We start from the raw sequence: 15,338 nt of genomic DNA on the forward strand, positions 1-15,338 counted from the left end.
CGGATCGCGACGGGGCCTTCGGGCCCCGTTTCGTTCAGCCCGAAAGCACCGCCTGCGCGACCAGCAGGGCGTCGCGGTTGGCGCGGATGTCGTGGACGCGGAACATCGTCGCGCCGGCCGCCCAGCCGATAACGGAGGTCGCGACCGTGCCGAAGACCCGCTCTTCGGGCGTGCGTGGAATGATGTGGCCTATGAGCGACTTGCGCGAGGTTCCCAACAGAACGGGAAAGCCCATGGCGGCGAGCGCGTCGACGCGGCGGATAGCGATGAGGTTCTGCTCGACTGTCTTTCCGAAGCCGACGCCGGGGTCGAGCATGATGGCCCGGTCGGGCACGCCCGCCTTCTGGGCGATCTCGATCGACCGGCCGAGAAAGCGCTTGATGTCCTCGACGATGTCGAGCCTCGCGTCGACCTCGGTCCTGTGGTGCATCACGACGACGGGCGCGCCGTGCTCCGCCGCGACGCTCGCGATGTCCGGATCGCGCTGAAGCCCCCAGACGTCGTTGACGATGGTCGCGCCGGCCTCCAGCGCCGCAGCCGCCACCTTCGCCTTCATGGTGTCGATCGAGATCGGCGCTTCGAGTTCGGCGCGGATCGCGCGGATGGCCGGAACGACCCGTCGGATCTCCTCGTCGGCTTCGACCGGCGTGTGGCCGGGCCGCGTCGACTCGCCGCCGACGTCGACGACGTCGGCGCCCTCATCCACCATGGCCCGCGCGCGCCTCACGGCGGCCTCCACGGCCTCGAAGCGACCGCCGTCCGAGAACGAGTCCGGCGTGACGTTGAGAATGCCCATCACACGTGGCCCCCCCGCGCGGTCGAACAGCCGCGCGGCCTCGAATGGAGGTTTGGGGGACGGATCGATCATGTCAGGCTCTCGGCTCGTCGCGTTTCGGCGCAGCAAGAGCATGTTTCCGACCGCGCCGGAAGGCGCGGCGCGCGGCGCCTAATAGGTCATCATCGCCGGCATGGTCTTGGCCTGGCTGATCCACTTCGCGACCGTCCTCTCCGACGGCAGCAGGCGCACAAGCTGCTTCTTCTCGTTGAGCAGGACGATCGCTTTGGTGAGGTTCGCGGCGTTGCGAGTCCTGAGCTCCTTGACGGTGTCGACGCCCGCCGCCTCCAGCAGTTCGGCGTACTCCTCTCCGACGCCCTTCAGCCGCATCAGATCCGCCATATTGGCGAATCTCAGGATCTTTTTCTCCTCGATGCCGGAGGCGGCGGCGAGCGCCTTGCGCCCCCTCGGATCCTTCGCTCGCTCGAGCAAAGTCGCAGTCGTGCGGACTCCCAGCATCTTCAGCTTTTCGGCCCGCTGCGGACCGACGCCTTCGATGCTGAGGATGGGATAAGACATCCGTCGCCTCCTGCCGCCCGGAACCTCGCTGGAACGAGCCCCAGGGTCACGCGGGGCGAAATCGGACTCATGCAAATCTCGGGCGAGCCGCCCGGCGGCCGCCTTCGTTCAGACGAAGGCCTCGAGTCCGGGCACGGCGCCGACGATCCGCCCGGTCGTTTCGTCGCCGACGGCGTCGCGGGAATGCGCCAGCAGCTCCTTGGTCACGATCTGCACCTCGCCGCCCGAAAGTCCGACGGCGGTGAGCGCGTGGTACGCCGCCATGGCGCCGAAGCCGGCATATTCGCCCGACCCTCCCTGCTCCCGACGTCCATCGTCGAGCGCCTGCTGGGCGCCGGGAATGGCGTCGACGAGCTGCTTCACGGCGTCCGGCGGCGCCTCCTTGTCGAGGAAGACGAGGATCGTCTTGACCGCCGCGACGGCCTTCTCGCGGTCGAGGCCGGCGGCCGCCGACAGGCGGTTCACGAGTTCGTCCATGCCCGTCGTTCCCCCACCCAAAGACACGGCTCTTGTTGTCGGCCGCATAGTAGGAGCCGAGACTGCGAAGACAAGCCGCCTATCGGCGGGGGCGCCGCAGCTTGTATCGACGCGCGGGCCGCGCGAGGCTGCGGCCGCCGCGCTCGGGGGCCGGCGCACCACGGGGACTGCGCGATGCTCGAAGACGGCAAGATCTTCCTCGGGACCAGCTTCGACGCCAAGGGCGCGCGAGAGAAGGGCGAGTATCTCGAGCTGAGGCTCGCGAACCGGCACGGCCTCGTCACCGGCGCGACCGGCACCGGCAAGACGGTCACGCTGCAGGCGCTCGCCGAAGGCTTCTCGGACGCCGGCGTCTCGGTTTTCGCCGCCGACATCAAGGGCGACCTCTCGGGGATCGCAGCGATGGGCGAGCCGAAGGATTTTCTCGTCAAACGCGCCAAGGAGATCGGGCTGGACCCTTACGTCAACGACAAGTTCCCGGTGGTGTTCTGGGACCTGTTCGGCGAGCAGGGCCACCCGATCCGCGCGACAGTCACGGAGATGGGGCCACTGCTGCTCGCGCGGCTCATGAACCTCAACGACACCCAGGAAGGCGTGCTCAACATCGTGTTCCGCGTCGCGGACGAGCAGGGCCTGCTGCTTCTGGACCTCAAGGACCTGCAGGCGCTGCTGGGCCATGTCGCCGAGAACGCGGCCGAGCTGACGACCAAATACGGCAACGTCGCCAAGGCGACCGTCGGCGCCGTCCAGCGCCAGCTCTTGGTCCTCGAAACCCAGGGCGGCGCGAACTTCTTCGGCGAGCCTGCGCTCGCGCTCGCCGACCTGATGCGCAACGGCCGCGACGGCAAGGGCGTCGTCAACATCCTCGCGGCCGACAAGCTGATGGGAAGCCCGCGGCTCTACGCGACCTTCCTGCTCTGGCTGCTCTCGGAGCTGTTCGAGGAGCTTCCCGAGATCGGCGATCCCGACAAGCCCAAGCTCGTCTTCTTCTTCGACGAGGCGCACCTGCTGTTCGACGAAGCGCCCAAGGCGCTGGTCGAGAAGGTCGAGCAGGTGGTGCGGCTGATCCGCTCCAAGGGAGTCGGCGTCTATTTCGTGACGCAGAACCCCCTCGACGTGCCCGAAAGCGTGGCGGGCCAGCTCGGCAACCGCGTCCAGCATGCGCTGCGCGCCTACACGCCGCGCGAGCAGAAGGCGGTGCGCGCCGCCGCCGAGACGTTCCGTCCGAACCCGAAGCTCAAGACCGCCGAGGTCATCACGGAACTGGGCGTCGGCGAGGCGCTCGTCTCGACCCTTGAAGGCAAGGGCGCGCCCTCGATCGTGCAGCGGACGCTGGTCCGCCCGCCCGCCGCCCGGATCGGGCCGCTGACCGCCGAGGAGCGCAGAAGCGTGATCCAGGCGTCGCCGCTGGCGGGACGGTACGACGCCGTGGTCGACCGCGAGTCGGCTTACGAGATGCTCATCAAGAAGGCTGCGGAGACGCAGGCGGTCGAGGCTGACGCGGGCGGCGGCTTCGGCGGCATCTTCGAGACGATCTTCGGCGGCGGTTCGGGGCGCAAGGGAACGCTCGCGCCCGGCCAGCGCGTCGCCCGCGAGGTGACCCGGACGATCGTCAACCAGACCGCCGGCAACATCGCGGCCTCGATCGGCAAGTCCGTCGCCGGCTCGGTCGGCGGCTCGGTCGGCCGCGCGGTGGTGCGGGGGGTGCTGGGGAGCCTGCTGCGGCGTTGATGGAATGCCGGTCGGACGCTATCTAGATGACGAGCGACGGAGTCTAGACGATGGCGTTTCATGTCCGGGACGCGGAGACCGATAGGGTCGTGCGGCAGTTGGCGGCAAGGAAGGGCGAGAGCCTGACCGACGCCATTCGCCATGCCTGCGAGGCGGAGCTCGCAAAGCTCGACGAGCCGGCCGACAGAGCGAGACGCCTCGCCGCCATGCGGGCGATCGTCGACGAGATCGCGACCTGGCCACGCACCGGCCTTGTCGCCGACAAGGCCTTCTACGACGCGCTGAACGACGAATGACAGGCGTGTTCGTCGATGCTTCGGCGCTTTGCGCCATCTTGCTGGGCGAGCCGGAAGGCGAAGACTTCAAACGACGCATTGTCGACGCCGCTGAACCCATCACGTCTCCGATCGCGGCCTTCGAGGCGGCGCTTGCGCTGAACAGGGAGAGGTCCCGCGCCTTGGAAGAGGCGTTCAATCGGACCGAAGCGCTGCTCGACCTGGGGCGCGTGACGACCGTCCCCATCACGCCCGAAATCGGCCGGCTGGCGATCGAGGCCCGGGCGCGTTACGGCAAGGGCACGGGCCACCCGGCCCAGCTCAACATGGGCGACTGCTTTGCCTATGCGTGCGCCAGGGCGCATGGCGTGTCGCTGCTCTACAAGGGCGACGATTTCATCCACACCGACCTCGCCTGACACAAGACGTCCCGAAAGGCCCGACATGTCCGACCTCGACCGCGCGCTCGAAGCCGCCGACGCCGGCCTCGACAAGAGCCTCGAGCGCCTGTTCGCGCTGTTGAAGATCCCGTCGATCTCGACCGATCCGGCCTATCGCCACGGCTGCCGCGAGGCGGCCGACTGGCTGAGGCGCGATCTCGCGGCCCTCGGCTTCGCCGCGGCGCTTCGCGAAACCCCGGGCCATCCGGTGGTGCTCGCGAAGCACCCGAAGCCGGGGGCGCCGCACGTGCTGTTCTATGGCCATTACGACGTGCAGCCGGTCGACCCGCTCGACAAATGGGAGACGCCGCCCTTCGAGCCGAAGATCGCCGTGACCAAGGACGGCAAGAAGATCATCCTCGGCCGCGGATCAAGCGACGACAAAGGCCAGGTGATGACCTTCGTGGAGGCGTGCCGCGCCTGGAAGGCCGCGACCGGAACGCTGCCGGTCGGGGTCACCATGCTCATCGAGGGCGAAGAGGAGTCGGGCTCCATCAACCTGCCGGGCTTCCTCGAGGAGGCGAAGGACGAGCTCGCGGCCGACGCCGCGCTGGTCTGCGACACCACCATGTGGGGCGAAGGCAGGCCGGCCATCACCTCCTCGCTCCGCGGGCTGATCTATGAGGAGATCACCATCCGCGCGGCGAGCCGCGACCTGCATTCCGGCATGTATGGCGGCGCGGCGCGGAACCCGCTGCACGTGCTGTCGGCGATCGTCGCGGCGCTGCACGACGAGGACGGCCGCGTCACGCTTCCGGGCTTCTATGACGGCGTGCCGGAGACGCCCGCCGACGTCCGCGAGCAGTGGCGCGGCCTCGGGCTCGACGCCGAGGCGTTCCTCGGCCCGATCGGGCTTTCGACGCCCGCGGGCGAACGGGACCGCATGATCATCGAGCAGATCCAGTCGCGGCCGACCTGCGACGTGAACGGCATGTGGGGCGGCTATACCGGCGCGGGCGCCAAGACCGTCATCCCCGCCGAGGCCCACGCCAAGATCTCGTTCCGGCTCGTCGGAGAACAGGACCCGGCGGCCGTTCGTCAGGCCTTCCGCGCCTTCGTGCGCGAGCGTGTTCCGGCCGACTGCTCGGTCGAGTTCACGGGCCACAAGGGCTCGCGCGCCATCCAGGTGCCGTTCGACAGCCCGGCGCTGACCAAGACGCGGCGCGCGCTCGAGGACGAATGGGGCGTCGCGCCCGTGACCATCGGATCGGGCGGCTCCATCCCCGTGGTGGGGGACTTCAAGAAGACGCTCGGCCTCGACACGCTGCTGGTCGGCTTCGCGCTCGACGACGACCGCATCCATTCGCCCAACGAGAAGTACGATCTCGAAAGCTTTCGCAAGGGCGCCCGTTCCTGGGTGAGAATCCTCGCCGCGCTCGGCCAATGACCGAGGCGCGTTCGGGTGCCGCAGGCGCGCCTTGTGCGATGCACGCCTCTTGGGCGTCATCGGCCCGGCGCACGAAATAGAGGCGCCGTCGGAAACGCTTCGCGCGATCGTTTTGCGCGACCGGCGTCCTGAGTCCTGAAGGCCACTAGCGCGGACTTACCCCGTCCGCCTCGCGCATTCGTGAGTCCGAGGGGGGTGCGATTTCTGAACATCCGTTCATACTGCATTGCAGCGGACGCTCCGTGCGGGAGGCGTCCGAACGGCGACGGAGGTTCATCCCATGCCGAGACTGTCATGGCGCGCCGGGCTTACGCTCGGCGCGACGGGAGCCGTTTTCGCCTCGGCCGCGCTGGCGCAGGAGCCGGCCCCGGCCCCTGCGTCGGTCCAAGACATCAGGTCGGCCCAGGTGCTGCTCGAGGGCGGCGTCTTTCTGTCCCAGGCAGAGGTCGAGGCCGCCTTCGCCCGTTTCGGCGTGGATAGACCCACCGACAAGAAGCGGCCGATCCCGAACGCGAAGGCATATTGGGAGCAGGGCGCGGCGTCGTTCGGTCAGGCGGAGCAAGGCGGGCGGCTCGGTTCCGGCGGGTCGGCGTCGCAGTTCCGTCTGGGCGTCGATCGCGAAGTCCGGCCGGGCGTGGTCGTGGGCGGAATGGCCGGGGCCGGTGTCGGGACGGTCTCGTCCGGCGATCTCTCCTCCCAATCGCTTGCGGCCCACGCCGACCTTTACGCAGGCGTGACCCACGGACCCGCTTTCCTTCGCGGGCTCGTCGGCGCGACCACGGTGGATTTCGACGGCCTGGGACAGGGGCCCGAAGATGCGCGGTGTCAGGGCCGCGCCGTCTCGACTGGCCTGAGGGCCGCCAGCCAGGTCGGAGGCACGCTGGAAGTCGAAAGTCTGAGGATCACGCCGGCCGCCACGTTGTCGCTGCACGCCAACCGCCTCTCCGGCTTCGACGTGAAGGGCGACAATGGCGGTCTTTCCTTCGCGGAACGGCGCGCCGCCGCCGCGATCGGAACGATCCGCTTGACGGGCGCGAAGACCGTGCGGGTCGCCCCCAACCACAACCTCGATCTCGAGGCCTTTGTCGGCGCGGACGAGGTGGTGGGCTTCAAGGCGGACCGCTTGCGCGCAAGGTCCGACGCCTCGGAGATCACGGCCGCGGTGCTGGGCAGCCCGACCGGCCGCGGCGTCGTGGGCGGGCTCGGGGTCGGGACCAGCCTCGCCCAGGGAGTCGAGTTCAAGGTCAATTACGACTACGGCTCGCGCGACGGCGTCTCGACCCGCGCCGGCCGGGCCCGGCTCGGCGTCTCATTCTGAGGCGTCGAGCAGCCCTCTCAGATCGCACAGCGTCCTGTCGGGCGTGAGTTCCGCGTATTCGTCCGGCGCGCCCGCGCGATTGATCCACGCACAGCGGAACCCGAAAGCCTTGGCGCCTGCGATGTCCCACCGGTTCGAGGACTGGAACGAAACATCTTCAGCCGTGACCCCGAAGCGGCGCGTGACGAGCGCGTAGGTCCGAGGATCGGTCTTGAAGACCTCGAGTTCATCAACCGACAGGACATCGTCGAGCAGGTCGCCGATCCCGGCCGCCGAGACTCCGGCGTCGAGCATCGCAGGCGAGCCGTTGGACAGGATCGCAATCGACGCGCCCTGCGCCTTCAACTCGCCCAGAACCTCGCGAATCTCCGGATAGGCGTCGAGCGCGCGATAGGCGTCGAGCAGCGTCGCCCTCGCCTCGGGCGCGATCCCGCCGATCTTCGCGGCCGCGAAATCGAGCGCGTCCTCGGTCAGCGACCAGAAGTCGCGATAGCGGCCCGCCAACGACCGCACCCAGCTGTATTCGAGCTGCTTGGTCCGCCAGAGTTCGGAAAGGCGATCTGCTGAGGGCCCGATCGTCTCGCGGTGGCGGGCGACCGCCGAGTGCACGTCGAACAACGTGCCATAGGCGTCGAAGACGTAGACTTTCGCCCCTGGGCCTTCGCTCATGGAAAGGTTCTCCCTGCGCGCGGCTGCGCCATGTCTTCGGGCAATGCCGCGTCTTGTTCCACGCATCCGATAGTTCCATCGTCCAAGATGGCGCGACGGAGCGCATGTGGCAGGGTCGCGCTGCACTGCACCAGAGACGAATATGACCGCCGAGCCCGACGCCCTGACGACCGATTTCGCCGCCGAGTTCCCGGCGAACGAAGCCGAATGGCGAAAGGCCGCCGAGGCCGCCCTCAAGGGCCGGCCGCTCGAGCCGATCCTGCGTCGTACGCTCGTCGACGGCACGCCGGTCGAGGCGATTGCGCCCCGGACGCCCGCCCGACCGATCGTGGGCCGAGCGCCTGGCAAGCCCTGGATCGCGATGACCCGGATCGACCTCGCCGAGCCTTCCGAGGCGAACGCGCAGGCGCTCGAGGATCTGAACAACGGCGCTTCGGGTCTGTCCTTCGTCTTTGCGCGCCCGGGCGACGGCTCCGGAGTGGCGGCCGACACGCTCGACCGCTTCGACCGGGCCCTGGACGGCGTTTTGCTCGATCTGGTCCCACTCCATTTGGACGCCGCGCCTATCGAAGGCCGGATCGCGGCTGCGATGGCGGCCGCGTTGGTGGAGCGCCGCGGGCTCGATCCGGACGCCGTCAATATCCTGTTCGGGATCGACCTGCTGCGCGATCTCGCACTCATGGGCGCCCTGCCCGTGAGTTGGCTGGAAATCCGCTCGCGCTTCGCCCGCCTCGTTTCGTCTCTCGGCGAGCGGGGCTTTACGAGCCCTGTCACGATGATCGACTCGCGCGTCACTCATGACGCAGGGGGCGGAGAGACGCAGGAACTTGCGGGCGCCTTGGCGAGCGCGACGGACCATGTCCGCGCGCTGCTCGACAACGGACTCGAGCTCGATCAGGCCGCCGGGACGATCGCCTTCGCAGTCTCCGTCGACGCCGAGCAGTTCACGACGATTGCGAAGATCCGGGCGCTGAGGCTGCTCTGGGCCGGCTGGCGCCGCGAGGCGGGGCTCGATCAGGGGGCGGTCCACATCCATGCGGAGACCTCGCGGCGGATGATGACCATCCGGGATGCGCACACCAACATGGTGCGCACCACCATTGCAGCCTTCGCGGCGGGCGTGGGCGGCGCGGATTCGCTCACCGTCCTGCCTCACACCCATGCGCTGGGCAGGTCCGACGGCAATGCGCGGCGGCTTGCGCGCAACGTTCAGTCGATCGTGCTCGAAGAGTCGAACGCGCACCGCGTCGCCGATCCGGCTGCAGGCGCCGGCGCGATCGAGAAGCTGACGGACAGTCTCGCCGATCGAGCCTGGACGCTGTTCCAGGAGATCGAACGCGAGGGCGGACTGTTCGCGAGTCTTCGCGCCGGCGCTTGGCAGAGGCGGATCGCCGAGACCCGCGAGGCGCGCGCTCAAAACGTCGCGCGGCGCAAGTCGCCGATCGTGGGTGTGAGCGAATTCCCTCAGCGTGGCGAGACCCTTCCCGCGCTGGGCCTCGGGCCGCTCCCGCAGACCTCGCCCGCGGCCGCGCCGCAGGACGCACATCCGACGCACGACGTGATCGTCTTCGAAGGAATGGTCGCGGCGCTCGAGTCCGGCGCCTCGATCGCTACGCTCAGGGCCAATTTGCGGCCGGACCCGAGCGCCCCCGTCCTGGCGCTCGACCTCGATCGGCTCGCGGCGCCGTTCGAGGCGCTCCGCGCGGAGAATGAGGCCCGGACGGCGAAGGGCGGGCCCGTCTTCCTCGCGCTGATCGGCCCGATCGCTAAGCATTCGGCGCGCGCCGGTTTCGTGCGGAACCTGTTGACCGCGGGCGGGTTGCGGTTCCTGGATGGCCCTGTAGCGGCGGAGCCGGAGGCGATCGCGGCCGCATTCGAAGAAAGCGGAGCGAGACTTGCGATCCTGTGCGGATCGGACGAAGGCTATGCCGAGCAGGCGGCGGCCGTGGTCTCCGGGTTGAAGACGCGCGGCTCGAAGGTCTGGCTGGCCGGCAGGCCTGGTGAGCTGACGGAGGCCCTCATCGAAGCAGGCGTCACGCGCTTCGTCACGGCCGGAGACGATGCGCTCGCGACGTTGAAAGAGGCCGCCAAGGCGGCGGCCGGAGGCGCATGATGGCGAAGACGCTGCCCGATTTCTCGTCCGTTCCCTGGACCCGGCCCGAACCCGCCGCGCCCGAAGGCGCCGCCGAGCCCTGGAACACGCCGGAGGGTATCTATGTAGCGCCCGTCTATGGCGAGGCCGAGCTGGAGGGCTTGGCGGGGCTAGACACCTGGCCGGGTCTCGCGCCGTTCATCCGCGGCCCCTACCCCACCATGTACGCCTCGCAGCCCTGGACGATCCGGCAATATGCCGGCTTCTCGACCGCCGAGGACTCGAACGCCTTCTACCGCGCCAACCTCGCGGCCGGGCAGATGGGTCTGTCGGTCGCCTTCGATCTCGCGACCCATCGCGGCTACGACAGCGACCATCCCCGAGTAGCGGGCGACGTCGGCATGGCGGGCGTCGCGATCGACTCGATCTACGACATGCGCACGCTGTTCGACGGCATCCCGCTCGACAGGATGACCGTGTCGATGACGATGAACGGCGCGGTGCTGCCGGTCCTCGCTCTCTTCATCGTGGCGGGCGAAGAACAGGGCGTGCCGCAGGAACAGCTGGCCGGGACCATTCAGAACGACATTCTGAAGGAGTTCATGGTCCGCAACACCTACATCTATCCACCGCAGCCCTCGATGCGGATCGTGTCGGACATCTTCGCGCACACGTCCGAGCACATGCCGAAGTTCAACTCGATCTCGATCTCCGGCTACCACATGCAGGAGGCCGGAGCGACGGCGGACCTCGAGCTCGCCTACACGCTGGCGGACGGCGCGGAATATGTGAAGGCCGGGCTCGCGGCCGGGCTCGACATCGACCGTTTCGCGCCGCGCCTGTCGTTCTTCTGGGCGATCGGCATGAACGTCTTCATGGAGATCGCCAAGATGCGGGCCGCGCGCCTCATCTGGACGAAGCTCATGACCGACCTCGGGGCCAAGAGCCCGAAGTCGCTGCCGCTGCGCACCCACTGCCAAACGAGCGGCTGGTCGCTCACCGCGCAGGACGTCTACAACAATGTCGTCCGCACCACGCTGGAGGCGATCGCCGCGACGCAAGGCGGCACCCAGTCGCTCCACACCAACTCGTTCGACGAGGCGCTGGCGCTGCCGACCGATTTTTCCGCCCGCATAGCCCGCAACACCCAGCTGGTGCTCGCGATGGAAAGCGGCACGACACGGTTCATCGACCCATGGGGCGGCTCGGCCTATGTCGAGAAGCTGACACGCGACCTCGCTGTGAAGGCGCTCGCCCATATCGCCGAGATCGACCGGCTCGGCGGCATGGCGAAAGCGATCGAGGCCGGCGTGCCGAAGCTCCGCATCGAGGAGGCGGCCGCCACCACCCAGGCGCGGATCGACTCCGGCGAGCAGACCGTCGTCGGCGTCAACAAATACAAGGTGCTGGAGAACGAGACGCTCGACGTCCGCCAGATCAAGAACGCCGAGGTGCGCGCCGCACAGGAGGCGAAGCTGAAGCGGCTGCGCGAGGAGCGCGACCAGTCGGCGGTCGACGCGGCGCTCGACAGGCTCGAGGCCGGGGCGCGCGGCGACGGCAACCTGCTCGCGCTATCGATCGAGGCGGCGCGCGCCAAGGCGACGGTCGGCGAGATCACCCAGGCGATGGAGCGGGTGTTCGGCCGGCACCGGGCGGAGATCAAGTCGATCTCGGGGGTCTACAAGCGCGAGGCCAGGAAGATGGGCGCGATCGAGGACGTGCAGAAGTTGGTCGCGGCCTTCGAGCGGGCGGACGGACGCCGGCCGCGCATCCTGGTCGCCAAGGTCGGGCAGGACGGCCACGACCGTGGCCAGAAGATCATCGCCTCGGCATTCGCGGATCTCGGCTTCGACGTCGACATCGGGCCACTGTTCGCCACTCCGGAGGAATGCGCTCGGCAGGCGATCGAGAACGACGTCCATGTCGTCGGCATCTCGACCATGACGGCCGGCCATCTGACGCTGGTGCCGGCGCTCCGGGACGCGCTGAAGGCGGAAGGCCGCGAGGACGTGGTGATCGTGGTGGGCGGCGTGATCCCGCCGCAGGACTATCCGGCGCTGAAGGAGGCGGGCGCCGGCCTGATCTTCCCGCCCGGCACCGTTGTGGCCAACGCGGCGAAGGAATTGATGGGGCTGCTCAACGAACGGCTGGGCTACGCCAAGGCGCAGGCGGCGGAGTGAGGACGTCCGCGCTGCGGCGGGCCGCGTCGACGGTCGCCGATCAGGTCAATGCCGCGTGGTGTGCAGTTTCACACGCCAAGGCGGCGACGCAAGCCGAGCAGCCGTCCCGCGCCCATCGCGCGGCCAAAGCTTGCCTGCGCGGCGCCGGAGAAGGCCGCGGCCTTGCCGCGCATCACCAGCGCACGGTTGCCGGTCGCCCGTCCCCAAACCTGCAACGCCAAACCCTTCGCCTGTCGCCAGAGCCCTTCCAGCCGGTCCGCGTTCATCAGGTCCTCCCTCGACGCGCGGTGTGAAACATTCCGTAACACACTTATGCCCCGAGAACGCTGAACGCGAGATGACAGTTCGGCGGACCGGGATCATTTTTTCGGCGTATGCGGTGAATCGATCACGCCGCGCCGAGCCGGCTGTGCTTCACAGCTGTCGGCCAAATCCTTGAGGTTTTAAGTGTCGGACGCGGCTTCTCCTTCCGGGATCGACGTCGAAGCCTTCGCCGCGCGCATCCGCAAGGGCGAGCGGGCGGCGTTGGCGCGCGCGATCACATTTGCGGAGTCACGCCGCCCGGACCATCAGGCGGCCGCTCGCGCCATGGTGCAGTTGCTGCTGAACGAGACCGGCAAGGCGATCCGGGTCGGGATCACCGGCGTGCCCGGCGTCGGCAAGTCGACAACGATCGACGCGCTCGGAAGCCGGCTCACGGCCGACGGCCACAAGGTCGCGGTCTTGGCCGTCGACCCGTCGTCGAAGCGCACCGGCGGCTCGATCCTCGGGGACAAGACGCGCATGCGCCGGCTCGCCCACGACGCGAACGCCTATGTCCGCCCCTCCCCATCGGCCGGCACCCTCGGCGGCGTCGCGGCCAAGACGCGCGAGACGATGCTGCTGGTGGAGGCCGCGGGCTTCGACGTGATCCTGGTCGAGACGGTGGGCATCGGCCAGTCCGAGATCACGGTCGCGGACATGACGGATGTATTCGTGGTGCTGATGCTGCCCGGCGCCGGCGACGAACTCCAGGGCATCAAGAAGGGCGTGCTCGAGATCGCCGACATCATCGCGGTCAACAAGGCGGACGGCGACGGCGAGGCGCGGGCCAAGGACGCCGCCGGCGACTATCGCGCGGCGCTCAGGATCCTGTCGAGCCAATCGGGCGCATGGACGCCCGAGGTGCTGACGGTGTCGGGTCGGGAGGACATCCGCCTCGACGAGCTCTGGCGGCGCGTGCTCGCCTGCCGGGAGGCGCGCGAGAAATCGGGCGAATTCGCGGAACGGCGCGCCGCCCAGAAGGTGCGCTGGATGTGGGACATGGTGGAGGCCCGCTTCCGCGACCGCCTCGCCGAGCATCCGAAGCTAGCCGAGCGCGTGCCGACGCTCGAGGCCGAGGTCGCGAAGGGCGAACTCGCCCCGACGCTCGCGGCCGACGAGATCGCCAGGGTGCTGGGCTTCTGAAGCCGCCCGCAGCCCTTCATCCGTGCGACAGCAATGCTTAACGAAGTGTCGCTTATCTAGGGGTTCGGCCTGGTTCCGAAAGGTTGCGCCGCACGATGCTCCACGCCGTCCCGCAGTCAAACGAACGCGCGGATATGGACCTTCCCGACGTCGCGGGCGGCCTCTCTTCGGCGCGGACGTTGCTCTCCGAGCTCGAGAGCCGGACCGTCCTGCTCCGTGAGCAAAACGCCGAACTTGCCCGTCGCGACCGCATCGTCGGCCTTGCGCTCGCAACCGCGCAGGCAGGCGTCTGGCAATGCTCGCTGCGCGACCAGGCGCTCGAATGGACCGACGGCGTCTACGACATGTTCGATCTGCCGCGCGGCGCGCGCCTCCGGCGCCAAGAAACTCTCGCCTGCTACGCCGAGCCATCACTCAGAACGCTGACGCGTGTCCGCGCGAACGCCATCCGCACCGGCGTCGGCTTCAGGCTCGACGCGGAGATCGTCACGCCGAAGGGGACGCGCCGCTGGATCCGCATCACCGCCGACGTCGAGCGCGAGAACGGCGTGTCGACCCGCCTCTACGGCATGAAGCAGGACATCACGGAGGCGAAGTCGCAGGCTGAGCGCACGCGCCGCCTCGCGGAGGTCGACGCGATGACCGGCCTCGCCAATCGCGCGGTGTTCGAGGAGCGGCTGTCGGACGCCGGCCGGCGCATGGGCGGCGAATGCGCGTCCTCGACGCTGCTGCTGATCGATCTCGACGGCTTCAAGCAGGTCAATGACACGTTCGGCCACGCGCTGGGCGACGAATGCCTGAAGACAGCGGCTGCGCGGCTCAGCGCTGCCTGCGCCGAGGCCGAGCTCGTGGCCCGCATCGGGGGCGACGAGTTCGCGGTGCTGCTCGGAGGACATCTCGGCCGCGACGCCATCGAGCGCATCGCTTGCGCCATCGTGGCGGCGCTGCGCATGACCGTGGAGCGCGACGGCAAGGCCGTCCCGGTCGGGGCTTCAGTCGGGGTCGCGCTTTCGACCTCCGACGCGCCATGGCGTCAGTTCGGCGAGGCCGACGCGGCGCTTTACGCCGCCAAGGCCGCGGGCCGCGGAGCGTTCCGCGTCTTCGGCGACGTCTGCGCGCCGCTAAACGCCCGCGAGCGGATCCCGATCCTGGCGGCGGTCGGCTAACTCACGCGTCGAGGATCGGCGCGAAGCCGCCATAGATCATGCGCTTGCCATCGAAGGGCATGGGCTGGCCCGGCTGCATGCGCGGGTCCTGCATGACCTTCTTCCAGCCCTCGTCATGCGCGGACTTCGACGGCCATTCGACCCAGGAATAGACGACCTTCTCGCCGTCCTCGGCTTTCACCGCGCCCTTGTAGTCGGTGACCTTACCGTCCGGCACGTCGTCGCCCCAGGCGTCGACCACGCGGGTCGCGCCGTGGTCGAGAAACACCTGCGCGGCGTGCCTGGAGAAGGCGCGATAGTCCTCCTGCCTCTCGGCGGAGACCGGCACGACCATGCCGTCCGCGTAGCCCATCGCGCCCTTCGGGCCTTCGTCGACGATCGGCGCGAAGCCGCCGAAGATCATCCGCATGCCGTCGAACGGCATCTCCGCGCCCATCTCCTTCATGCGCGGGTCGCTCATGATCTTCTGGTTGGCGCCGTCGCGCGTCGCCTTGTCGGGATATTCGATCCAGGAGAAGACCACGACCTCGTCGTCCTTGGCCTTCACCGCGCCCTTGAAGTCCGTGACCTTCCCGTCCGGCACCTCGTCGCCCCAGGCCTCGACATGACGGGTCGCGCCGAACTCCCTGAACAACGGCGCGCATTTGCTGGCGAGGGCGAGATAGGCGTCCTTGTTGGCGGCAGGAACCGCGACGACGAAGCCTTCGACGTAGGACATCACGTTCCTTCCCGTGCTCATTCTTGACTTATATGTTGATATCAACGTAAATGGGCGCATGTCAAACGCGTCCGCTCCTTCCGCC

Annotated in this window: 15 protein-coding genes; 9 read left to right on the forward strand and 6 right to left on the reverse strand. The window is 68.7% G+C overall.

Annotated elements, in window-relative coordinates:
• Positions 1-34: 34 nt before the first annotated feature.
• From folP to EK403_RS12215, 3 genes are all read right to left on the reverse strand, one after another.
• The gene (folP, locus tag EK403_RS12205) at positions 35-868 is read right to left on the reverse strand and encodes a dihydropteroate synthase (RefSeq protein WP_128777770.1); all 834 of its coding nucleotides are present in this window, start codon (positions 866-868) and stop codon (positions 35-37) included.
• Between the two features lie 78 nt (positions 869-946).
• Complete coding sequence (locus EK403_RS12210) at positions 947-1,354, reverse strand: DUF4332 domain-containing protein (protein WP_128777771.1); 408 nt, start codon at positions 1,352-1,354, stop codon at positions 947-949.
• Between the two features lie 108 nt (positions 1,355-1,462).
• On the reverse strand, positions 1,463-1,831 hold the full coding sequence (locus EK403_RS12215) for a hypothetical protein (RefSeq protein ID WP_128777772.1): 369 nt from the start codon (positions 1,829-1,831) through the stop codon (positions 1,463-1,465).
• A 174-nt stretch (positions 1,832-2,005) separates the two neighbouring features.
• On the opposite strand from EK403_RS12215, the gene EK403_RS12220 reads away from it, so the two are divergent.
• The 5 genes from EK403_RS12220 (at position 2,006) to EK403_RS12240 (ending at position 6,982) form a co-directional block, all read left to right on the forward strand.
• Positions 2,006-3,562, forward strand: coding sequence for a helicase HerA-like domain-containing protein (locus EK403_RS12220; RefSeq protein ID WP_128777773.1), 1,557 nt, complete (start codon positions 2,006-2,008; stop codon positions 3,560-3,562).
• 50 nt (positions 3,563-3,612) lie between these two features.
• Complete coding sequence (locus EK403_RS12225; protein ID WP_128777774.1) at positions 3,613-3,858, forward strand: type II toxin-antitoxin system VapB family antitoxin; 246 nt, start codon at positions 3,613-3,615, stop codon at positions 3,856-3,858.
• Positions 3,855-4,256 carry a type II toxin-antitoxin system VapC family toxin gene (locus EK403_RS12230; RefSeq protein WP_342633781.1) on the forward strand — a complete coding sequence of 134 codons (402 nt, stop codon included), beginning with the start codon at positions 3,855-3,857 and terminating at the stop codon, positions 4,254-4,256. The genes EK403_RS12225 and EK403_RS12230 overlap by 4 nt, the downstream gene beginning before the upstream one ends.
• A gap of 25 nt (positions 4,257-4,281) precedes the next feature.
• Positions 4,282-5,664 carry a dipeptidase gene (locus EK403_RS12235; RefSeq protein WP_128777775.1) on the forward strand — a complete coding sequence of 461 codons (1,383 nt, stop codon included), beginning with the start codon at positions 4,282-4,284 and terminating at the stop codon, positions 5,662-5,664.
• Positions 5,665-5,944: 280 nt separating this feature from the next.
• Positions 5,945-6,982 carry an autotransporter domain-containing protein gene (locus tag EK403_RS12240; RefSeq protein ID WP_128777776.1) on the forward strand — a complete coding sequence of 346 codons (1,038 nt, stop codon included), beginning with the start codon at positions 5,945-5,947 and terminating at the stop codon, positions 6,980-6,982.
• Here EK403_RS12240 and EK403_RS12245 read toward each other — a convergent pair.
• Entirely contained in the window at positions 6,974-7,651 is a 678-nt protein-coding gene (locus tag EK403_RS12245) for a haloacid dehalogenase type II (RefSeq protein ID WP_128777777.1), read from the reverse strand. The two genes, EK403_RS12240 and EK403_RS12245, sit on opposite strands and share 9 nt — an antisense overlap.
• A gap of 142 nt (positions 7,652-7,793) precedes the next feature.
• On the opposite strand from EK403_RS12245, the gene EK403_RS12250 reads away from it, so the two are divergent.
• Entirely contained in the window at positions 7,794-9,764 is a 1,971-nt protein-coding gene (locus EK403_RS12250) for a methylmalonyl-CoA mutase family protein (protein WP_128777778.1), read from the forward strand.
• Complete coding sequence (gene scpA / locus EK403_RS12255) at positions 9,764-11,923, forward strand: methylmalonyl-CoA mutase (RefSeq protein WP_128777779.1); 2,160 nt, start codon at positions 9,764-9,766, stop codon at positions 11,921-11,923. Before EK403_RS12250 ends, scpA begins: the two co-directional genes overlap by 1 nt.
• Positions 11,924-11,991: 68 nt before the next feature.
• Here the strand turns inward: scpA and EK403_RS12260 are convergent, their stop codons facing one another.
• Positions 11,992-12,189, reverse strand: coding sequence for a CsbD family protein (locus EK403_RS12260; protein ID WP_128777780.1), 198 nt, complete (start codon positions 12,187-12,189; stop codon positions 11,992-11,994).
• 181 nt (positions 12,190-12,370) lie between these two features.
• Between EK403_RS12260 and meaB the strand changes: the two genes are divergently transcribed.
• Together meaB and EK403_RS12270 are read left to right on the forward strand one after the other, a co-directional pair.
• Positions 12,371-13,369 (forward strand): methylmalonyl Co-A mutase-associated GTPase MeaB, encoded by a 999-nt coding sequence (gene meaB, locus EK403_RS12265; RefSeq protein ID WP_128777781.1) that lies wholly within the window; start codon positions 12,371-12,373, stop codon positions 13,367-13,369.
• 134 nt (positions 13,370-13,503) lie between these two features.
• Positions 13,504-14,535 (forward strand): diguanylate cyclase domain-containing protein, encoded by a 1,032-nt coding sequence (locus EK403_RS12270; RefSeq protein WP_128777782.1) that lies wholly within the window; start codon positions 13,504-13,506, stop codon positions 14,533-14,535.
• A 1-nt stretch (position 14,536) separates the two neighbouring features.
• Here the strand turns inward: EK403_RS12270 and EK403_RS12275 are convergent, their stop codons facing one another.
• A complete protein-coding gene (locus EK403_RS12275; RefSeq protein ID WP_128777783.1) occupies positions 14,537-15,253 on the reverse strand; it encodes a DUF1428 domain-containing protein in 717 nt (238 codons plus the stop codon).
• Positions 15,254-15,338: the final 85 nt, after the last annotated feature.

The sequence above is a fragment of the Hansschlegelia zhihuaiae genome (assembly GCF_004103825.1).
Classification (GTDB): Bacteria; Pseudomonadota; Alphaproteobacteria; order Rhizobiales; family Methylopilaceae; genus Methylopila; species Methylopila zhihuaiae.